Source organism: Marinobacterium sedimentorum (assembly GCF_024267675.1).
In the GTDB taxonomy this organism is placed as follows: Bacteria; Pseudomonadota; Gammaproteobacteria; order Pseudomonadales; family Balneatricaceae; genus Marinobacterium_A; species Marinobacterium_A sedimentorum.
On record NZ_JALDYX010000011.1, the window covers coordinates 84,568 to 103,925 of the forward strand.

Annotated in this window: 17 protein-coding genes; 13 read left to right on the plus strand and 4 right to left on the minus strand. The window is 62.8% G+C overall.

Annotated elements, in window-relative coordinates; genetic code table 11:
* Positions 1-15: 15 nt before the first annotated feature.
* A complete protein-coding gene (locus tag MRS74_RS11660; RefSeq protein WP_254580461.1) occupies positions 16-1,194 on the plus strand; it encodes an efflux RND transporter periplasmic adaptor subunit in 1,179 nt (392 codons plus the stop codon).
* Positions 1,191-4,325 (plus strand): efflux RND transporter permease subunit, encoded by a 3,135-nt coding sequence (locus MRS74_RS11665; RefSeq protein WP_254580462.1) that lies wholly within the window; start codon positions 1,191-1,193, stop codon positions 4,323-4,325. Before MRS74_RS11660 ends, MRS74_RS11665 begins: the two co-directional genes overlap by 4 nt.
* On the opposite strand, the gene MRS74_RS11670 is transcribed toward MRS74_RS11665, so the two are convergent.
* Both MRS74_RS11670 and MRS74_RS11675 read right to left on the minus strand, forming a co-directional pair.
* Positions 4,322-4,531, minus strand: coding sequence for a YoaK family protein (locus tag MRS74_RS11670; protein WP_254580463.1), 210 nt, complete (start codon positions 4,529-4,531; stop codon positions 4,322-4,324). The genes MRS74_RS11665 and MRS74_RS11670 overlap by 4 nt on opposite strands.
* Positions 4,522-4,716 carry a hypothetical protein gene (locus MRS74_RS11675; protein WP_254580464.1) on the minus strand — a complete coding sequence of 65 codons (195 nt, stop codon included), beginning with the start codon at positions 4,714-4,716 and terminating at the stop codon, positions 4,522-4,524. Before MRS74_RS11675 ends, MRS74_RS11670 begins: the two co-directional genes overlap by 10 nt.
* Positions 4,717-4,918: 202 nt before the next feature.
* Between MRS74_RS11675 and MRS74_RS11680 the strand changes: the two genes are divergently transcribed.
* The 3 genes from MRS74_RS11680 to MRS74_RS11690 all read left to right on the plus strand — a co-directional run bounded on the left by MRS74_RS11680 (position 4,919) and on the right by MRS74_RS11690 (position 6,812).
* Positions 4,919-5,380, plus strand: a complete 462-nt coding sequence (locus MRS74_RS11680) for a methyltransferase family protein (protein ID WP_254580465.1) — start codon at positions 4,919-4,921, stop codon at positions 5,378-5,380.
* 64 nt (positions 5,381-5,444) lie between these two features.
* The gene (locus MRS74_RS11685; protein ID WP_254580466.1) at positions 5,445-6,236 is read left to right on the plus strand and encodes an EcsC family protein; all 792 of its coding nucleotides are present in this window, start codon (positions 5,445-5,447) and stop codon (positions 6,234-6,236) included.
* Between the two features lie 294 nt (positions 6,237-6,530).
* Entirely contained in the window at positions 6,531-6,812 is a 282-nt protein-coding gene (locus tag MRS74_RS11690) for a sll1863 family stress response protein (RefSeq protein ID WP_254580504.1), read from the plus strand.
* Positions 6,813-6,912: 100 nt separating this feature from the next.
* Here MRS74_RS11690 and MRS74_RS11695 read toward each other — a convergent pair whose 3' ends face one another.
* Positions 6,913-7,815: a LysR substrate-binding domain-containing protein gene (locus MRS74_RS11695; protein WP_254580467.1), complete on the minus strand. Its 903-nt coding sequence runs from the start codon at positions 7,813-7,815 to the stop codon at positions 6,913-6,915.
* A gap of 192 nt (positions 7,816-8,007) precedes the next feature.
* Between MRS74_RS11695 and MRS74_RS11700 the strand changes: the two genes are divergently transcribed.
* From MRS74_RS11700 to MRS74_RS11725, 6 genes are all read left to right on the plus strand, one after another.
* The gene (locus MRS74_RS11700; protein WP_254580468.1) at positions 8,008-9,648 is read left to right on the plus strand and encodes a 5-guanidino-2-oxopentanoate decarboxylase; all 1,641 of its coding nucleotides are present in this window, start codon (positions 8,008-8,010) and stop codon (positions 9,646-9,648) included.
* A gap of 496 nt (positions 9,649-10,144) precedes the next feature.
* Positions 10,145-11,248 (plus strand): extracellular solute-binding protein, encoded by a 1,104-nt coding sequence (locus tag MRS74_RS11705; RefSeq protein ID WP_254580469.1) that lies wholly within the window; start codon positions 10,145-10,147, stop codon positions 11,246-11,248.
* A gap of 78 nt (positions 11,249-11,326) precedes the next feature.
* Positions 11,327-12,235 carry an ABC transporter permease gene (locus MRS74_RS11710; protein WP_254580470.1) on the plus strand — a complete coding sequence of 303 codons (909 nt, stop codon included), beginning with the start codon at positions 11,327-11,329 and terminating at the stop codon, positions 12,233-12,235.
* Positions 12,232-13,077: an ABC transporter permease gene (locus MRS74_RS11715; RefSeq protein ID WP_254580471.1), complete on the plus strand. Its 846-nt coding sequence runs from the start codon at positions 12,232-12,234 to the stop codon at positions 13,075-13,077. The genes MRS74_RS11710 and MRS74_RS11715 overlap by 4 nt, the downstream gene beginning before the upstream one ends.
* A 14-nt stretch (positions 13,078-13,091) precedes the next feature.
* A complete protein-coding gene (locus MRS74_RS11720; RefSeq protein ID WP_254580472.1) occupies positions 13,092-14,147 on the plus strand; it encodes an ABC transporter ATP-binding protein in 1,056 nt (351 codons plus the stop codon).
* Positions 14,148-14,318: 171 nt separating this feature from the next.
* On the plus strand, positions 14,319-14,813 hold the full coding sequence (locus MRS74_RS11725; RefSeq protein ID WP_254580473.1) for a gamma-glutamylcyclotransferase family protein: 495 nt from the start codon (positions 14,319-14,321) through the stop codon (positions 14,811-14,813).
* Positions 14,814-14,829: 16 nt separating this feature from the next.
* Here the strand turns inward: MRS74_RS11725 and gltA are convergent, their stop codons facing one another.
* Positions 14,830-16,107: a citrate synthase gene (gene gltA / locus MRS74_RS11730; RefSeq protein WP_254580474.1), complete on the minus strand. Its 1,278-nt coding sequence runs from the start codon at positions 16,105-16,107 to the stop codon at positions 14,830-14,832.
* Between the two features lie 304 nt (positions 16,108-16,411).
* Here gltA and MRS74_RS11735 point away from each other — a divergent pair, with 304 nt between their 5' ends.
* A complete protein-coding gene (locus tag MRS74_RS11735) occupies positions 16,412-18,253 on the plus strand; it encodes a LodA/GoxA family CTQ-dependent oxidase (protein WP_254580475.1) in 1,842 nt (613 codons plus the stop codon).
* Positions 18,253-19,344: an NAD(P)/FAD-dependent oxidoreductase gene (locus MRS74_RS11740; RefSeq protein WP_254580476.1), complete on the plus strand. Its 1,092-nt coding sequence runs from the start codon at positions 18,253-18,255 to the stop codon at positions 19,342-19,344. Before MRS74_RS11735 ends, MRS74_RS11740 begins: the two co-directional genes overlap by 1 nt.
* The last annotated feature ends 14 nt before the right edge of the window (positions 19,345-19,358 follow it).

Consider the following 19,358-nt stretch of genomic DNA (forward strand, 5'->3'; position numbering starts at 1 on the left):
GTGGGCGAATGTAACATGAATACCCGGCAAGTTGTCTCTTTAAAGGCGGGTTCACGCCTGCGATCGCGGGCCCTGCGCGGGCTGCTGTTCCTTGCGGGCACGGGGCTGGTCGCGACTCTGGCCGGCTGCGCGGATTCCGATGCCACCCAGGCGGTAGCCGCCCATCACCATGTCGCCCGCAGTCTGGTGTTGCAGCAGCAGCCAGGTTACGCGCTCAGTCGCACCTTTATCGGCAAGGTCCAGGCGAGGCAGAGCGCCAGTATCGGTTTTGAGCAGAGCGGCAAGGTGGCAAAACTGCTGGCCGACGAAGGCCAAACCGTGGCCAAGGGCGCTGTGCTGGCGCAGCAGGACACCGAATTGTTGCACATCGAACGCCAGGAGCTGCAGGCCCAGCTGCAGCAGACCCAGGCGGATCTGGCGCTGGTGCAGGCCAACCTCAAACGGCTGAATTCACTCAACAAGCGTGGCTTTAGCTCGGAGCAAAGCCTGGATGAGCTGCAGGCCCGGCAAAAGGTTCTGCAGGCCACCCGGGCGCGGGTGCAGGCCTCCCTGGCCGCCAGTCAGCTGCGTATCGATAAATCCACCCTGCGGGCACCCTACAGTGCCCAGATCAGCCGCCGCCTGACTGACGAAGGGGAGGTGATCGGTGCCGGCAGCCCTGCGTTTACCCTGTTACAGAGCGGTCCGGCCGAGGTGCATGTCGGTGTGCCGGTGGACATGCTGGAGCAGTTGCACGCGCAACAGCAGCTGGATGTGCGCCTGGGCACGCGGCAGCTGAGTGCGCGCCTGCTGACCAAGGGCTTTGATGTAGACGCCCTTACCCGCACCGTATCCCTGCGGCTGGAACTGCCGGATGACGCCGTATCGGTTAACGGCGAGCTGGCCTATCTGGCGCTGGAGCAACGCTTCAAGCAACCCGGCTACTGGGTGCCGCTGAGCGCATTGACCGACGGTCTGCGCGGGCTCTGGAATATCTACAGCCTGCAGCCCCAGGCGGAGCCCGGGCTATACAAGCTGCAAAGCCGCGATGTACAGGTGCTGCATGCCACCGCCACCGATGCCTTCGTTACTGGTGCGCTGGCCGATGGCGAGCGGGTACTGAGCACGGGCCTACAGCGCCTGGTGCCGGGTCAGATCGTCAGGCTGGCGGCGGATACTGTTGCAACGGCACCCTTGGCGGAACCTGAGTCATGAGGCGCCTGTTGCAGAATGGCCGCCTGCTGACACTGCTGGTGGCGGTGCTGATTGTGGCGGGCATGGGCGCAGTCACCACCTTGCCGCGCACCGAAGACCCGCGCATTCTCAACCGCCAGGCCATCGTCATTACCCATCTGCCGGGGGCCAGCGCCGAGCGGATCGAGGCCCAGGTGAGCGAGAAAATCGAAAACAAGCTGCGTACCCTGGCCGAGGTCAAGCACCTGACTTCAACCTCCCGCCCCGGCATTTCGATGGTCAAGATCGAGCTCAAAGACAGCGTGACCGCCACCAGGCCCATCTGGTCACGCACACGGGATCTGCTGGGGGATCTGGCATCGCAGCTGCCGCCCGGCGCCAGCAGGCCGGAACTGGACGACGAACGTGGCTACGCCTTCACCAGCCTGATCGCGCTCAAGTGGCACGCCACAACCGAGGCGGATCTTGCCATCCTCGGGCGCTACGGCAAGGCGCTGCGCGATCGCATGCGTGGGCTGCCGGGTACTGATTTTGTTGATCTGTACGGCGAGCAGGACGAAGAAGTCCTGGTGCAGATCAACGCGCACCTGGCCAGCAACCTGCACCTGACGCCGGCCCAGATTGCGCAGCGCATCGAGGGCGCGGACGCCAAGGTGTCCGCAGGCCAGCTCAACAATGATCACAATCAGTTGCAAGTGGAACTCAGCGGCGCGCTGGACTCGCTGGATCGCATCCGCCAGATTCCCCTGGCCAGTGATGCCAATGGTTATCTGCTGCGCCTGGGGGATCTGGCCGAGGTGCGCCGCAGCCTGAAATGGCCCGAACAGGAACTGGCGATCATCGATGGCGATGCCGCCGTCGTGGTGGCGGTACGGATGCTGCCGGATCTGCGCATCGACCGCTGGAGTGCCGCGCTGCGGGCGGATCTGGCGCAGTTCGAACAGCAGCTGCCGGGCAATATAGAAGCCGAAATACTGTTTGATCAGAACCACTATACCGAACGTCGCCTGGGCGAGCTGGTGAACAATATCCTGCTGGGTTTCAGCCTGATTGCGCTGGTGCTGCTGGTGACCCTGGGCTGGCGTTCGGCGCTCATCGTCACCTTTTCCCTGCCGCTTACGGTGCTTTTCACCCTTGCGGTGATGAAATATTACGGCCTGCCGATCCACCAGATGTCGGTTACCGGGCTGGTGGTGGCGCTGGGCATCATGGTGGATAACGCCATCGTCATGGCCGATACCATCGCCCAGCGAAGGCGCCAGGGGCTCAGTGCCATTGAGGCGGTGATCCGCTCCCTGCGCCACCTCTGGCTGCCGCTGCTGGGGTCGACCCTCACCACCATTCTGGCCTTCATGCCCATAGTGCTGATGCCGGGGCCGGCAGGGGAGTTTGTCGGTGGCATTGCCCTTAGCGTGATCTTTGCACTGATTGGCTCCTACCTGATTTCCCACAGCGTGGTGGCCGTGCTGGCCGGGCGCTTTCTGCGGGCAGGTGATGCCAGCCAGACGCACTGGTATCAGCAGGGCGTGCAGCTGGCAGGGCTGGCACAGCTGTTTCGGCGTTCGCTCGAAACCGTGCTGCGTTTTCCCAGGATGGCCATATTCCTGCTGTTTCTGATTCCGCTGACCGGCTTTATCAGCGCAGGCCAGCTGAAGGAGCAGTTTTTCCCGCCCTCGGATCGGGACATGTTTCAGATCGAGATGTATCTGCCGGCCCAGACCAGCATCGTCGAAACCCGCCGCGTCAGTGCCGAGGTCAGTGCGCTGCTGCAGAATACGCCCGGAGTCGATTCGGTGCAGTGGTTTCTGGGCAAAAGCGCGCCGGCCTTCTACTACAACATGATCGGGGGGCAGCAGGGGGCGCCGAACTTTGGCCAGGCCATGGTCAGTACCCACGACTTTCGCATCGCCAATCGCCTGATTCCGCAGCTGCAGCGCGAACTCGATGATCTGTTGCCGCAAGCTCAGATCCTGGTGCGCACGCTGGAACAGGGGCCGCCGTTCAATGCCCCCATCGAACTGCGCCTCTATGGCCCCAATCTTGATCAGCTGCAGGCCCTCGGCCAGAAGGCCCGGGAGGTGCTCTCCAGAACGAATGATGTGATCCACAGTCGCGCGACCCTGCAGCCGGGCACGCCCAAGGTGCGGGTAAGGGTGGATGAAGCGGCGGGCCAAATCAGTGGCTTCACGCTTCAGGGTATGGCCGGCGCACTCCAGGACACGCTCAGTGGTGTCACCGGTGGCAGCATTCTGGAAAGCACCGAGTCGGTGCCGGTACGGGTGCGGGTGGGCAATGATGATCGCCGCGAATTGCAGGATCTGGCCAACCTGAGCCTCACCTCGCCCGGTGCCGGGGGCAATATACCGCTGTCGGCTCTGGCGCGCCTGGAGCTTGAGCCCAGCCGTGGCGCCATTCCCCGGCGCGATGGCCAGCGCGTTAATGTCGTGGAGGGCTATCTGCACGCAGGAGTGCTGGCGTCGGTTGCACTGGCGGAGTTTCGGCATAATCTGGAAGAGGCCGGGTTCCATCTGCCGGCGGGTTATCGCATGGAGTTTGGTGGTGAGTCGGCCGGGCGCAACGACGCCGTGGGCAACCTGATGGCGAGCCTCGGCGTGATCCTGACCCTGCTGATCACGGTGGTGGTACTGTCATTCAACTCGTTTCGTATCAGTACGCTGATTTTTCTATCGGCGCTGCAGTCGGCGGGGCTCGGTCTGCTCAGTGTTTACCTGTTCTCCTACCCCTTTGGCTTTACCGTGATTATCGGCCTGCTGGGCCTGATGGGGCTGGCGATCAACGCGGCCATCGTTATTCTGGCCGAACTCAAGGCCGATTCCCTGGCGGTGCGGGGTGATCCGGCGGCGATTGTGCACGCGGTACAAAGCTGCAGCCGCCATATTGGCTCCACGACGATCACCACGGTGGGGGGCTTTCTGCCGCTGATCCTGGCAGGTGGTGGCTTCTGGCCGCCCTTTGCCATTGCCATTGCCGGCGGCACTGTGCTGACGACGCTGCTGTCGTTCTACTTTGTACCGGCGGCTTTCATGCTGATGGGGCGCTACAAGGCGTTTGATGTTGCCGGCGGTGAGCCGCAGCAGAGCCCGGTAACGGGCGCACGCTACAAACCCTGGGCTAGCGAGGAAGCCGCCTAGGCCAGATAAAAGTGATACAGCAGCGCCAGTGCGAAGCAGATTAGCGCGGGCGCGGTCAGGGCATAGAACTGCAGCTGGGCGTAGAACAGCGCGCCCGTGACGCCGCCGGTAATAAAGCCCACAATGATCAATATCAGCAGCAGTGCCTTGCGCCGGTCAAAGCGCCCGCCCCTAAGCGGTGCGCCTAGCAGAAAGCTCAGCAGCATCGCTGCCAGGTGCAGACTGGCGCCGGATGCAACTGCCAGCTGCGCCCCCAGCAGGGTGGCAGTATCCGCAGGTGGGAGATGGACTGGTGCGCAAACCCCAGCAGACCCACGGCATTCACCGTGCCCGCGAGCAGGGCCAGCATAAAGGCGCCCGACTCAATCCCGCGGCGCAGTTTTGAGATCATGAATCCATCCTTGCGTGAGCGATAACAGGTACCGAGTAAGGATGGCAACTTTTATGCCGGCACAGACCACGGCTATTTCAACAGTCTGGGTGCAACCAAGTCGCACCCGGGCGACAGTGGTACAGGGGTGACCCTGGCCGCTGGCTTAGCCATAGATATCGCCTGTAACATCAATACCGATGTCATGGGAAAAGGGAGCTGCATGATCAATCTAGAGCTCAAAATACCGCCCGTTGCCCTGGTGCTCATCTGTGCTGTGCTGATGTGGCTTGTCGCGGTGGTTTTGCCGCAGCATGGCCTTGCCGAGAATATTGCCCGCGTTGTCGCCGTTGTTTTTGTGGCGGCCAGTATGCTGAGCGGCTTCTTGGGCGTACGGGCGTTTCTAAAGGCAAAGACCACGGTCGATCCGTTGTTGCGGCACAAAACATCCACGCTGGTGACCTCTGGCATTTACGGGATCAGTCGTAATCCCATGTACCTGGCGCTCTTGGGTCTGTTAATTGGCTTCGGCTTTTATCTTGGCAGCCTCTATTCGCTGAGTCTGTGTGTCGGCTTTGTGTTGTACCTTAACCGTTTTCAGATTGAGCCTGAAGAACGGATGCTGTCGGCACAGTTCCCGGTGGAGTTTCCCCGTTACCAGGCCAGGGTACGGCGCTGGGTCTGATACGCCGGGCCCCGAACACCCAGCGCAAAACCGTATTATCTTCTGAGTGGCCAAAGGAGTATTTATGTCGCTCGAATCAATGTCATTCGCCGCTGAGCATATCGAAGAGCTTAAAACTGCCAAGCGCTTGCTGGAGAATCCCGGTATCGCCGCACGCCTGTCAAACTCACTGGCCACGCCGATTGACCGGGCGATGAAGCTGCTGCCACCGGCGGCCCACAAAATCATTATGGCGGCTGTCACCAAATCCCTGGAGACGGCGCTGCGCACGGCCCTGTTTACCCTGGGAGAGGCCCCGCAGCCGGCCTCCAATCGGACCCACAGGGCAACGGCCGCGCTCAGTGGTGCCGCGGGGGGCGCTTTGGGGCTGGCGGCCCTGGCCATTGAGCTGCCTGTCTCCACCACCATTATGCTGCGTTCGATCGCCGATATTGCACGGGGCGAGGGCGAAGACCTGAAGCAGGAAGAGCCCCGGCTTGCCTGTCTTGAGGTATTTGCATTGGGGGGGAGCAGTGATACGGATGATGCGGCCGAGTCCGGCTACTTCGGTATTCGGGCCGCGCTGGCCTCCGCCATTACCGAGGCTGCGAGCCATGTTGCCTCCAGGGGAGCGCTAAAGGACGGTGCGCCGGCGCTGGTCCGGCTCATTACTCAAATTGCTGCGCGATTCAGCATTCCAGTGACGCAAAAAGCCGCCGCACAGGCCGTGCCCATTATAGGGGCGGCGGGCGGCGCCTTGATCAACACATTGTTCATCGGCCATTTCCAGGATATTGCCCGCGGGCATTTTACCGTCCGGCGGCTGGAGCGGATCTATGGGGCTGAGCGGGTAAAGGCTGTATACGACGGGTTCTAGTCTGCAAGAGCACTAAAAATTTGCGAGGCGGTCTCGATCGCGCTTCACGGCTCGGTGTGGGTGCGGGAGCTAGTTTCAGCACAAGCGCGCAGGTTCTGCCGTGTCAGGACATGATTCGCGACTATCCTTGAAACGGTACTTGATGGATTTCGACTTGCCAGTTCCGATTCAGGCCGACCCGGCAGGGTTAAATCTGTGACGGATGCCGGCCGCCAAACCCCAGCTGTTGTAGTCCCATGAGATCCCCGTTCAACTATCACCACCCATCAATTGAAAAGGAGACTGGTTGTGACCATGAAAGATGCTTACGAGAAGAAGATGCAGGCCCAGCTCGATGAATGGGATGCTGACATTAAAAAGCTCAAGGCGCAGGCGGATAAGGCCAGGGCCGATGCGCAGCTTGAATACTTCAAGCAGATAGAGGACTTGCGCGAGCGCCAGCAACGGGCGCAGCAGAAACTGACCGAAATCCAGCGGGCCAGCGATACGGCCTGGGAAGACCTCAAAGCCGGCGCAGAAAGTGCGTGGGACTCGCTCGCTGAGGCCATGCGCGCGGCCCGATCCCGTTTCAAGTAAGAACTAATAATCGCCTCCCGACTGGCCTGGAAATGGCGCCAGTGCCAGCCCTGGTTTCGTCCTGAGCAGATGATGACTTTACTTTTCCTGCGCCTCGACGCTATTGGCAAGCCGGCCCGGCGTTGCCATCCCGGGCCTGTTGCAGCAGCCAGTCAATCAGGTCACGCAGTGGCGGGGCCAGGGTCGGGCTTTTGGGGTGCACCAGGTAATAGGCCGCACCGGTATGGATCTTCAGGTCGAAGGGGGTCGTCAGCCGTCTGGCCGCCAGGTCATCGCCGATCAGGGCATAGTCGCCGATCGCGACACCGGAGCCCTGGGCAGCAACGGTCATGGCCAGGTCCAGGGTATCGAAATGCTGACCCCTGCCCAGGTTGCTGATACGGGCGCCGGCGCCATTGAGCCAGGCTTCCCAGTCCCGATGATCGCGTGTCGGGTGCAGCAGCATGTGCTGTTCAAGGTCGTCAACGGTTTGCAGGGGCACGGGCCCTGCGAGCAACTGCGGCGCGCAGACCGGGGTTAGCTGTTCATCGAACAGGTGATGGGAGGCGAGCTGATTGCCGGGCGGCTCGCCATAGACCACGGCGGCGTCGTATTCCTCGCGGTGGAAGTCGATGCCATGCTGCACGGTGGTGGTCAGCTCCACCGGTACGTCCGGGCGCTCTGCCTGCCATTGCAGCAGCCGCGGCAACAGCCAGCGCATCATGCAGGTCGGGGCCTTGAGTTGCAGGGTTTCGCGCTGGGCACCGACCTGCTCGAGTGTTGTGTTGATCAGGTTGAACGCCTGCTGGATCCCGGGCAGCAGCTCACGGCCCTGGTGGGTCAGGCTCAGGCCGCGGGCCTGGCGATGGAAGAGGGCATAGCCAAGAAAACTTTCCAGCCCGGCGATCTGCCGGCTGACCGCACCCTGGGTCAGGTGCAGCTGATCGGCGGCGCGGGTGAAGTTGCAGCACTGTGCCGTGATCAGAAACGTATGCAGGGCGGGCAGCGGCGGTAAGCGTTTCATCGGCGTTCAGGCATCAGATTTGGACATGGCTCGTATGACAATTTGTGCATTGTAACAGCCGTCTCCTGCCAGTTCTAATGACCGCATTGAGTTGTGTCATCCCGGAGTCGGCACGGGGCTTTGGCCTTGCCGGTTAGCCTGCCATGGCGCGGGGTGGCGCCAAACTTTTGGTTCCGAACAGGACGGTTGCAGATGGCTACTTGCGGTGAAGTACTGGTTAAATTGCTCGAGCGCTATGGCGTGGAGCAGGTTTTTGGCATACCCGGCGTGCACACGGTCGAACTCTATCGCGGGCTCGCGCGCTCCAGTATCGAGCATGTCACCCCGCGTCACGAGCAGGGCGCGGGCTTTATGGCCGATGGCTACGCGCGTACCCGTGGCAAGCCGGGGGTCTGTTTCATCATCACAGGCCCCGGCATGACCAATATCCTGACCGCGATGGGGCAGGCCTACGCCGATTCGATTCCCATGCTGGTGATTTCCAGCGTCCAGGCCCGCACTCAGCTGGGGGGCGGGCGTGGCAAGCTGCACGAGCTGCCATCGCAAAGTGCGCTGGTCGGCGGCGTGGCGGCATTCTCGCACACCCTGATGTCCGCCGCCGAACTGCCGGCGGTGCTAGCCCGGGCCTTCGCCCTGTTTCAGGCCGGGCGGCCCCGGCCGGTACATATCGAGATTCCGCTCGATGTACTGGTGGAAGAGGCGGATGATCTGCTCGAGTGCGAGCCCGTGTCGGTCGCCAGGGCGGGGGCTGCGCCCGGCGCCCTGGCGCACATGGCCGGGTTGCTGGCAGCGGCCCGACGGCCGCTGCTTCTGGCAGGTGGCGGCTCCATTGATGCGGCCACTGAGCTGACTGAGCTGGCCGAACGGCTCGGGGCGCCGGTGGCGCTGACGATCAATGCCAAGGGCATGCTGCCGGCGCGGCACCCGCTGCTCATCGGCTCAACGCAATCGCTGGATGCCACCCGTGAACTGGTGGCCGAGGCCGATGTGGTGCTGGCGATCGGCACCGAGCTGGCCGAAACCGACTACGACACCAGCTTTGGCGGTGGCTTTGACATTCCCGGCGCGCTGCTGCGCATCGATATCGATGCCGACCAGACGGTGCGCAACTACCTGCCCACTGCCGCCCTGGTCGCCGATGCCCGGCTGGCGGTGCAGGCCTTGCTCAGTCGCCTCGGTGAGGCAGCATTGCCGGCTCGCGACCCGGCCTGGGGGGCGGCACGGGCCCAGGCGTTGCGTACCCGGCTGGATGCATCCTGGGATACGGCAATGCTGGCGCAGACCCTGCTGCTGCAGACCCTGTTGCAGGAGCTGCCGGAGGCCGTCATCGTCGGTGATTCGACCCAGGTGGTCTACACCGGCAACCTGACGCTGAACCTGGACAAGCCCCGGCGCTGGTTCAATTCCTCGACCGGTTACGGCACCCTCGGCTATGCCTTGCCGGCGGCCATTGGTGCCTGGCTGGGCGGCGGGCCCGAGCGCAACCGGCCTGAGCGTAACCCGGTGGTCTGCCTGATTGGCGATGGTGGCCTGCAATTCACCTTGTCGGAGCTCGCCAGTGCGGTTGAGGCCCGCGTGCCGATCATCGTGCTGCTCTGGAATAACCAGGGCTACGAAGAGATCAAGCGCTACATGGTCAACCGGTCGATCGAGCCGGTGGGTGTCGACATCCACACCCCGGACTTTATCGGCCTTGCCAGGGCGTTCGGCTGTGCGGCCCAGTCGGTGGCGACAGTCACGGCGCTTAGGGATGCGCTGCACAGCGCCACTGATTGCCAGCGCCCGACGCTGATCGAGGTCGATCAGCACGCCTGGATGGACGCCCTGCAGTAAAACAGGGGGCTGCAATCGCCCCGCTCATGCCTGGTCCTGGACCAAAAGGCACCCAGGCCAGCTGCTCGCTGCCGGGAGTGTGCAACACTCCCGGCATGGCGCCTGTTATTGCCCCGTCCATCCGCCCATCTGCGCTATCCAGCTACCCAGCTACCCAATTTTCGCTTATCGACGTTCCCGTTTATCCATTCCCCCGCTTATCAAGGACCCACCGCTGTGCAGTACCTGCCGGCAACGGCGCTTCGTGCTGTGGCGGTTTTTTGCGGCTGCCCGCGGGCGCCGTCACGTTCGGCGCTAAGCCATGTATTCGACATTAAGCTATGCGCCTGGCACATGGCTTCGATGACGAATTTTCGATTGTTGGTTATTCAGGGCCACCGCAAGATGACTCGTCGACTGCGCCGACGCCCGGGTTGGGATACGGACGCAGATTGCAAGGCAACCAGGGGCGCACACCGTGCATTCCCGTGACCAATAAAAACAGCAGGAGTCAGCGATGGCCGAGTACGATCTGAACCGAAGAAAATTTATTAAATCAGCCGGTATCGCCTCGGTGGCGGCAGCGACCCTGGGCATGCCGTTCATTCGTGCCAGCGCCAGCGACAATCGTTTCCAGGGCAAAACGCTGCGTTTGCTGACCTGGTCTGATGACACCGGTCTGGCCGCGTTGCGCAATATCGCCGCCACCTTTGAGGCCAAGACCGGCGCCAAAGTCATCGCCGACCGGACCGGCAGCACGTCTGAAATGGTCGCCAAGCTGAAAGCCGGCGGTGACCGTCCGCAGTACGATATCATCACCCTTGCCGGTGTTGGCGCAGAAGGGCTGGCCAGCGCGGACTTGCTGGAAAAACCCGACCTCAACCGCATTCCCAACCTGAAGGATGTACCACTGCAGTACCAGACCGGCGCCAACGGTCACGGCATTGGCTATCTGCTCTGGTGCAACAGCCTGGTCTACAGCACCCGCACCGTGCCGAGTGCGCCGCAAAGCTACGCCGCGCTCTGGGATGCGGACCTGGCACCCAACATCTTCCTGCCGCCGCCCAACTGGACCGAGGCCATGGACCTGATCATCATCGCCGCCAAGCTGGCCGGGGGTGACGAGTACAATGTCGAGCCCGGCTTCAGGAAGCTGGCCGAACTCAAGGACCGGGTCATCACCCTGGGTGAAAACCCCAACCAGATCGCCGAACTCTTCCGCACCGGTTCGCTGGATATGGGCGGCCTCTATGCGCCGGCATTCTTTCCCAAGCAGATTCGCGATCCGGCCTATGGTCTGGGGGCGAGCTTCGGCATGGAAGAGGGTTTCTACACCGACCTGATGCTTTCGGTCATGCCCCGCAACCGTCCCGGTGATACCGATCTGGCCTATGCCTTCATCGACCACTCGCTGGACCCGGTGGTGCAGGGCAAGATGGCCGAAGATATCTTCAACGGCCCGGTCAACGCCAAGGCGATCATCTCGGCCGAGGCGCGAAAAAGTCCCTTTATCCTCACACCGGAACAGATCAGCGAGAAGGCGATCATGCATGACAACGCCTTCCTCGCCACCGTTCACGATCAGTGGATCCGTCGCTACACCGAAATCTTCTCATCCTGATGCAACTTGCCTGACCGATGCTGCGCAGCCCGCCTGCGCAGTGCCGGGGCTTTCCTGATTGCCATTGAGAATATCCCTATGGAACAAACAAATCTGACATATCCGGTCGGCGGGGCACCGCTGCGGGCCCGCAAAACGCTGTCACCCACCGCCAGGGCCTGGCTTTTTCTCTCGCCCTCGATGCTGTTTCTGGTCGTGCTGATCGCCGCCAGTCTGCTGGTGCTGCGCATGAGTGTGGGCACCAAGGGCGCCGAGTGGACCGGCTTCAGCCTGGCCAGTTATGCCCAGCTGCTCGAGCCCTATTACCTCAAATCACTGCTGCTGACGCTGCGCCTGGCGCTCGTCAGCGCACTCATTGCAGTGATTCTGGCGATCCCGGTTGGTTACAGCATGTCGCGCCTGCAGTCGCCGCTGTTGCGCCGGCTGTTTCTGGCCGCCGTGCTGCTGCCGCTGCTGGTCAACCTGCTGCTGCAAAGCTATGGCTGGCTGGTGATCCTCGGGCCTGCGGGCATGCTCAACCAGGCGCTGATGGGCCTGGACCTGATCCAGCGGCCGGTCATGCTGCTCTACAACCAGACCGGTGTGCTCATGGGCCTGGTGCAGACCGCCTTTCCGCTGGCCGTGCTGCCCATTGCCAGTGCGATGCGCGGTGTTGCGCGCAGTTACGAAGAGGCCGCAGCAACCCTTGGCGCCAGCCGTTTTCAGGTCTTCCGCCAGGTGGTTATCCCCATGAGCCTGCCCGGCATCATCACCGGTGCCACCCTGGTGTTTGCCTATAACGCCAGCAGCTTCGTGGTGCCGCTGCTGCTGGGCGGCCGGCGTGTGCCTATGCTGGCGGTGATGGTGCATGACCAGATCGCCCCGCTGATGAACTGGCCCGCCGCCTCCGCCGCAGGCGTGGTGCTGATCGTGACCACACTGGCGATCATGACCTTTTCGGAATTCGTAACCGGGCGCCGCCGTCGCGTCCTGGAGGCGTCGCAATGAGGCGTTTTTTCGGCCTGCGCCCGGCGTTGCCCGGTGACGGCAGCACTCTGGCGCTGGGCCTGTCGGGCGTCATTCTGCTGCTGGCGGTGCTGCCCATTCTGACCATGATTGTGATGTCGTTCAGCGGCGCCGCCAACCTGGACTTTCCGCCCAGGAGCTACAGCCTGCAGTGGTACCAGGCGGCCTGGAACACATTTGTATCACCGGATTCCAGTGATGTGCTGAGTCTCGGCCAGGCGCTGACCACCAGCCTGCTGGTGGCCTGCCTGACCATGCTGATCGCCACCGCCATTGCCGTGCCGGCAGCCTATGCGCTGGTGCGGTGCGAGTTCCATGGCAAGGCCGTCGCACTGCAGCTGATGTCCCTGCCGCTGGTGTTTCCCATTGTGGTGCTGGGGCTGGCGCTGTTGCTGATGTTCGATAGCCTGCCGTTCCAGATCAACACATCGCGGCTGGTGATTGCCCACGTGATCCTGGCGCTGCCGTTCGTGATCCGGAACTGCACCGCGGCCATGCTCTCGATCGGCAGCGAGGTGGAGGAGGCTGCGCAAATGCTCGGAGCCACGCCCACTCGCGCCATCCTCGATGTGGTGGTGCCGCTGATGCGCTCGGGGATTCTGGCCGGCATGCTGCTGGCGTTCATCGTCTCGTTCAACGAGTTCACGGTGACCTACTTCCTGTACAACATCGACGTCATGACCGTGCCCATCTGGATGTACAGCCGCACCGTATCCTCCCTCGATCCGACCGTATTTTCGTTCGCCGTGCTGATTGTGCTGATCGACTTCGTCCTGATCTGGGCGCTGGAGAAGCTGGTTGGTGAAGGTGGCGTGTCGTTCTAATTTAAGGTGAACCCATGAGTGGACTGATTCTAAAGAACATTGACAAGCACTACGGCGCCGCCTGTGCCGTGAGCGACGTGAACCTGCACCTTCCGGCGGGCAAGCTGGTGTGCTTTCTGGGGCCTTCCGGGTGCGGCAAAACGACCCTGCTGCGCATGATCGCCGGGCTCGAAACCATCAGTGCAGGCGAGATCCGGCTGGATGGCGAGGATATTGGCGATACGCCGGCGCACCGGCGCGATTTCGGCATGGTATTCCAGTCGCTGGCGCTGTTCCCGCATATGACGGTAGGTGAAAACATTGCCTATCCGCTGAAGCTTAGGGGCGTCAGCAAGGCTGATCAGCAGGCGCGGGTGACCGAGCTGCTGCAGTTGATCCAGTTGCAGGACATGCTCGACCGGCCGGTGGCCAAGCTCTCCGGCGGGCAACGCCAGCGGGTGGCCATTGCCCGGGCCATTGCGGCGCGGCCCAAACTGCTGCTGCTCGATGAGCCGCTGTCGGCGCTCGATGCCAAGCTGCGCGAGTCGATGCAGGTTGAAATCCGCCAGCTGCAGCGCCAGCTCAATATCACCACCATCATGGTCACCCATGATCAGAGCGAGGCCATGACCATGGCCGATATAGTGGTGGTACTGGGTGAGCACCGGATACAGCAGATAGGCTCGCCAATCGATATCTACCGCAATCCGGCCAATGCGTTCGTGGCGGACTTTATCGGCAACGGTAACATCTTCCCGGCGACCGCACTGGGTGACGGTACCGTCGGGCTGCCGGGCGGCGATGTGGTGCGGGTGCCGCAGGGCGAGGGCATTGAACGCGGTACCGCCATCAGGATGCTGGTGCGCCCGGAGGATCTGCAGCTTTCGCAATCGCAGGCAGCAGGTGACAATTGCCTGCAGGGCGTGGTGACCTTTGTGCGCGATGTTGGCGCCACCATCGAAACCGTGGTCGAGTGTTCGGGGGTCTCCCTGACCGCGCTGAGCACACCGAGTCAGAGCATCCCGCTGACCTTGGGCGATCCGGTTTCGGTGACGCTCCCGATGCAGGCGTGTCGGGTGCTGAGGGCCTGATGCTGGCATCCTGATGACGGCTGCGTGGCGGCTGGCGTCTTAAGCGCCATTCGCCGTTGCAGCCATCGCAGGCTGCGATGGCAGGGCGCAGACGAATGCCCATTCGCCAGGTCGCAGAAGAACGCCTGTGCCTGCTATGGTTGAAGTCTGAGCAGAAGATGAGAGGTCGCCATGCTCTACTTTTCCTATGGGTCGAACCTGTCGGCAAGCCGGCTCGGGGCCCGCATTTCCGCCGTCCGCAAAGTCGCGGTCGGCGTGCTGGAAGGGCACCAGCTGCGATTTCACAAAGTCAGCCATACGGATGGCTCGGCCAAGTGTGATGCCTTCGAAACCGGTGATGCCGGGCACTTTGTGCTGGGGGCGGTGTTTGACGTAACCGCAGCCGACCGGGTGAGTCTGGACCGCTATGAAGGCCTGCATTGCGGCTATGAGACCCGGGACATCCGGGTCCGGCTCGACGATGGATCAAGCCTTGCCGCCTTTACCTACTGTGCCACCCTTATCGATCCCGCACTGCGACCCTTTGACTGGTACCGGGAGCATGTATTGAGGGGCGCCCGGGAACAGGGCTTTCCGCATGCCTATATTCAGTGGATCGAGGCGATCGAGTGTATCGCCGACCCTGATTTGGCACGGTGTGCGCGGGAGCTGGCCATTTACCGCTAGCCTGTTCAGACGGTCATCATTCCGGATAGTCACGTTGCCGTGAGCCCGTATAGAGCTGGCGTGGCCGGCCGATGCGGTTCGGGCTGCTGTGGAACTCGCTCCAGTGAGAAATCCAGCCGATGGTTCTGGAGACGGCGAAGATCACCGTGAACATGTTGGTCGGTATGCCGATGGCCTTCAGGATGATGCCCGAATAGAAGTCGACGTTTGGATAGAGTTTGCGCTTGATGAAATAGTCGTCTTCCAGCGCGATCTGTTCCAGCCGCTTGGCTATTTTCAGCAACGGCTCATTTTCCTTGCCCAGTTCCTTCAGAACCTCATCGCAGGAGGCCTTCATCACCGTCGCCCGCGGGTCGAAGTTATGGTAAACCCGGTGGCCGAAGCCCATCAGGCGGAAGGAGTCGTCCGGGTCCTTGGCGCGCTTGACGAATTCGGGGATGCGGGATTCGTCGCCGATTTCCTGCAGCATGGCCAGCACGGCTTCGTTGGCGCCACCATGGGCCGGGCCCCAGAGCGCAGCGATGCCGGAGGCAATGCAGGCGAAAGGGTTGGCGCCGGAGGAACCTGCCAGACGCACGGTGGAGGTCGAGGCATTCTGCTCGTGATCCGCATGCAGCAGGAAGATACGGTCCATCGCCCTGGCCAGCACCGGGCTGGGCCGGTAGTCCTCACAGGGTGTGCCGAACATCATGTGCAGAAAATTATCGGCATAGGTCAGGTTGTTGCGCGGGTACATGAAGGGCTGGCCAATCGAGTACTTGTAGCACATCGCCGCCAGGGTCGGCATCTTGGCAATCAGACGAAAGGCGCAGACTTCGCGATGATAGGGTTCACTGATGTCCAGTGAGTCATGGTAAAAGGCCGAGAGGGCGCCAACGCAGGCGACCATGATGGCCATCGGATGCGCATCACGCCGGAACCCCCTGAAGAAGTAGGTGATCTGTTCATGCACCATGGTGTGGTGCATGACGAGATCGACGAACTTTGCCTTCTGCTCGGGGGTTGGCAGTTCGCCGTTGAGCAGCAGGTAACAGACCTCCAGATAGTCCGATTTCTCGGCCAGCTGTTCGATCGGGTAGCCCCGGTGCAGCAGTATGCCCTTGTCACCGTCGATATAGGTGATCTTGGACTCGCAGGCCGCGGTGGAAACGAAGCCGGGGTCATAGGTAAACAGGCCTTTGCCACTCAGGGCGCGAACGTCGATAACGTCCGGGCCTTCGGTGCCGGAATAGACCGGTAACTCGATCGGTTCATCGATACCGTCGACAATCAACTGTGCTTTTCTGTCGGTCATTGGGGGGAGCCTCGGGTGGTCGTAAAGTTGTATACGCTTCATAGAGCAGTTTAGTCCGGAATTTGCCGACCCCTGCGTCAGGGTGTCTGTCGCTTTCTGGCCCGGGTCAATTAATTGCGGGCACAGGGGCAAATCAGCCACCTCATCAGGATCAGCTTCTATACTGCAGCGACCTTCTGACGGATCGGCGATACCGCATGGACGATGGGCGCGGTTCGACAAGACGCCCGACCGCGGCTGATCACCCCTTGTCGGCGGCGCAGGATCTCGACAGAGTCAACACCATTGGACAAGGGAGTGAAAAATGGCTGAGATCGCGTACGCCAAGATCCACCCGGCAATTGGCATCGCCCGGGTCGGCAATTCATCCAGCATTGACGGTTACTTTATCGGCCCCCAGGTCACGGAGCCGGAACCCAAAGCGCCCGGGGCCTACCGGGATGCTACCGGTGCGCTGAAACGGGAAGTGGCTGAATTTCGCATCTATGGCTACGATGCCACGGGCCAGGTGGTGCGGGAACTGACCATGGATGCCCGAACCCGGATTGAGTGGCAGGTGGAGCTCGCCAACCACAAGGCCGCCTGGTACAACTTCGAGCTGGCCCTGGATATCCCCGAAGCGGCGACCGCAACACCCTCCACCCGGCGCAATGCCGATATCGTCGGCGAAGAACGGCACCAGCTGTCCATCACCCCGGGCGCCCGCTGCATCAGTACGCCGGCCAGCCTGGGGCCGGAGTACCAGTTCAGCGGCGGCCGCTTTATGGGTATTGAGGTGCCGCTGGGAGAGCTGCGTACCGACAACGACGGCCGCCTGCAGGTGTTTGGCGGCCACGGCAAGTCGGCCTCTTATCTGAACGAAGCACCCAGCACCTTTGCCAATAACGACACTTGGTATGACGACACCGGCGACGGCCCGGTAACGGCCACCGTGCTGCTGGATGGCCGTGCCATCGCCGTGGCGCCGGCCTGGGTTGTGGTGGCCCCGCCCAACTACGGCCCGCAGCAGAAAGCAGTGCGTACCCTCTATGCCCTGATGACGGATCTTGCCATCCGCGCCGGCCAGTTACCCGCACCCTGCAAGCCGTCCTTTAGTCACGACATCCTGCCCATCCTCAAGGCCATGTGCGACCTGCAGTGGATGAATGCGGGCTTTGCCGCCGGATTCGGCTACGGCATGCCGCAGCACTTCCTCGAACCCCGCTACCTCGGCCAGCTGGCGTCGCCAGGCCATGACTATGCCGAGCTCAGGCGCACTCTGGCCCACGGTTTTCGCAATCCCCAAGACGGTGACATTTCCATGAAGCTCTGGCCCTGGGTGTATGGCGACGCCATGGGGGTTCCCATGCCGCAGGTCGCCAATGCCATGAATGCCCTGACACAGACCCAGCTGGCGCTGCTGGAGAAGTGGGCCGACGGCGACTTCGAGGCAGACTATGATCCGCACTACCAGCCGCCGCGCTGCATCGCCGAAGTGCCACTGGCCGAACAACCGGCCATGCTGGACAAGGCCGCGCTGGAATTCTGCCTCGCCGATGCCTTCCACCCCGGCTGCGAGGTGACCTGGCCGGTGCGCCACAGCACCCTCTATATGGAGCCCTACCGCTGGCGGCACCGCGAGGCCTACAACCCGGAACCCGACTACGGCACCACCCTGACGCCAGCCATGGCGCTGTCCTATGACGGCCCTCTCTATGGCCAGTCACCGGGGTCCGTCACCCGCTGGATGGCCATTCCCTGGCAGACCGACACCGCCAGCTGCCGCTCCGGTTATGACCGGGACTACGATCCCTATCTGCCCACCTTCTGGCCCGCCCGGGTACCCAACCAGGTGCTCAGCGAGGAAAACTACCGCAAGGTGGTCGACAGCACGCTGCCCCGCGACGAACGCCTGGCTGCCTACAACCAGCGCTCGGACTGGGACCGCACCCTGGGGGTGGGCAAGCCTACCCAGCTGGCTAACATGGTGACCCATTTCGATCACCAGGGCATCGTCGAGGTGCGGCCAGGTGTGCCGGATGATCCTGACTTTGCGCCGGTGATGCAGGTGGAAGACCGCGGCGGTCAGGACCTGACACCCCAGGAGCGCCATGACACCGACCGTGCCATGCGCCAGGTGTTGATACGCCAGCGCAATAAGCGCTGATGGCACGGCACACCTATGATGTGATGGTCTGTGGTGCAGGGCCGGCGGGCCTTGCCCTGGCGACCCTGCTGGCGCCGCAACGGCGGGTGTTGCTGGTGGAGCGCCGGGCAGGCCAGGGAGAAGGCCCCCGTATCGGGGAGTCCCTGCCGGGTGCCGCGGCGCCGCTGCTGCATCGCCTGGGCGTGCTGGAGCGCTTTCGTCGCGGCGGTCATCGCGAGCGCGGGCCTGCCATTGCCGTCTGGGATATCGACACGCCGGTATGGAAGGATGCCATCTTTGATCCGGCCGGTCCCGGCTGGCACCTTGACCGGCGCGGCTTTGAGCGGATGCTGCAGCGGCGGGCGCAGGAGGCCGGCGCCACGCTGGTGGACGGCTGCCGGCATATCCGTGTCGACCGTCATCAGGGCGGCTGGCAACTGGATACTGGCAGCGCCCGCTACAGCGCCCCGGTCCTGGTGGATGCCACCGGCCGCGCCAGCGGTATTGCCCGCCAGCTGGGACTGCGTAAATCCGCCAACGATCCGCTGCTGTGCCTGCACAGTTTCCTGGACAGCCCCCCTGGTGACCCGGACAGCGCCATGCGCATCCAGGCCGACGCGCAGGGCTGGTGGTACAGCGTGCCGCTTCCCGGGGCTAAAAGGGTGCTGGCCTACCACCTGGACAGCGACAATCCCCTGTGGCACCGCCTCAAACGGGGGGCGGTTTTCCTGGCCCATGCCCGGCAGCACCCGCTGCTGGCCGAGGCGCTGACGGACCTGGCCCCCGCGCGCATGCAATGCCGGCCCGCCGGCACCGCCATGCTCAGTGTCGAGGCTTTGGCATCGGTCGGGGACGGCTTTCTGGCCATCGGCGATGCACTCTATACCTTCGACCCCATTTCCTCCCAGGGCCTGTTCCACTCCCTGGCCTCGGCCGCCAGCGCGGCCAATGCGATAGTGGCGGGGTCGGCCGAGGCGCTGCAGCGCCACCGGCAGGAAATGCAGGCGGTGGCGGATCAGTACCTTGCGCACTGGCACGGCACCTATCAGGGCCCCGCACGCTTTGGCGGTTATCCGTTCTGGCAGCGCCGGCAACGGCTGCCCGGCGCCTGACACGCGGGCTTTGT

Bases quoted from the DNA above. Each gene is read 5' to 3' on its own strand.
- MRS74_RS11660 (WP_254580461.1), top strand. From the start codon at position 16: ATGAATACCCGGCAAGTTGTCTCTTTAAAGGCGGGTTCACGCCTGCGA.
- MRS74_RS11665 (WP_254580462.1), top strand. From the start codon at position 1,191: ATGAGGCGCCTGTTGCAGAATGGCCGCCTGCTGACACTGCTGGTGGCG.
- MRS74_RS11670 (WP_254580463.1), bottom strand. From the start codon at position 4,531: ATGCTGCTGAGCTTTCTGCTAGGCGCACCGCTTAGGGGCGGGCGCTTT.
- MRS74_RS11675 (WP_254580464.1), bottom strand. From the start codon at position 4,716: ATGATCTCAAAACTGCGCCGCGGGATTGAGTCGGGCGCCTTTATGCTG.
- MRS74_RS11680 (WP_254580465.1), top strand. From the start codon at position 4,919: ATGATCAATCTAGAGCTCAAAATACCGCCCGTTGCCCTGGTGCTCATC.
- MRS74_RS11685 (WP_254580466.1), top strand. From the start codon at position 5,445: ATGTCGCTCGAATCAATGTCATTCGCCGCTGAGCATATCGAAGAGCTT.
- MRS74_RS11690 (WP_254580504.1), top strand. From the start codon at position 6,531: ATGAAAGATGCTTACGAGAAGAAGATGCAGGCCCAGCTCGATGAATGG.
- MRS74_RS11695 (WP_254580467.1), bottom strand. From the start codon at position 7,815: ATGAAACGCTTACCGCCGCTGCCCGCCCTGCATACGTTTCTGATCACG.
- MRS74_RS11700 (WP_254580468.1), top strand. From the start codon at position 8,008: ATGGCTACTTGCGGTGAAGTACTGGTTAAATTGCTCGAGCGCTATGGC.
- MRS74_RS11705 (WP_254580469.1), top strand. From the start codon at position 10,145: ATGGCCGAGTACGATCTGAACCGAAGAAAATTTATTAAATCAGCCGGT.
- MRS74_RS11710 (WP_254580470.1), top strand. From the start codon at position 11,327: ATGGAACAAACAAATCTGACATATCCGGTCGGCGGGGCACCGCTGCGG.
- MRS74_RS11715 (WP_254580471.1), top strand. From the start codon at position 12,232: ATGAGGCGTTTTTTCGGCCTGCGCCCGGCGTTGCCCGGTGACGGCAGC.
- MRS74_RS11720 (WP_254580472.1), top strand. From the start codon at position 13,092: ATGAGTGGACTGATTCTAAAGAACATTGACAAGCACTACGGCGCCGCC.
- MRS74_RS11725 (WP_254580473.1), top strand. From the start codon at position 14,319: ATGCTCTACTTTTCCTATGGGTCGAACCTGTCGGCAAGCCGGCTCGGG.
- gltA (WP_254580474.1), bottom strand. From the start codon at position 16,107: ATGACCGACAGAAAAGCACAGTTGATTGTCGACGGTATCGATGAACCG.
- MRS74_RS11735 (WP_254580475.1), top strand. From the start codon at position 16,412: ATGGCTGAGATCGCGTACGCCAAGATCCACCCGGCAATTGGCATCGCC.
- MRS74_RS11740 (WP_254580476.1), top strand. From the start codon at position 18,253: ATGGCACGGCACACCTATGATGTGATGGTCTGTGGTGCAGGGCCGGCG.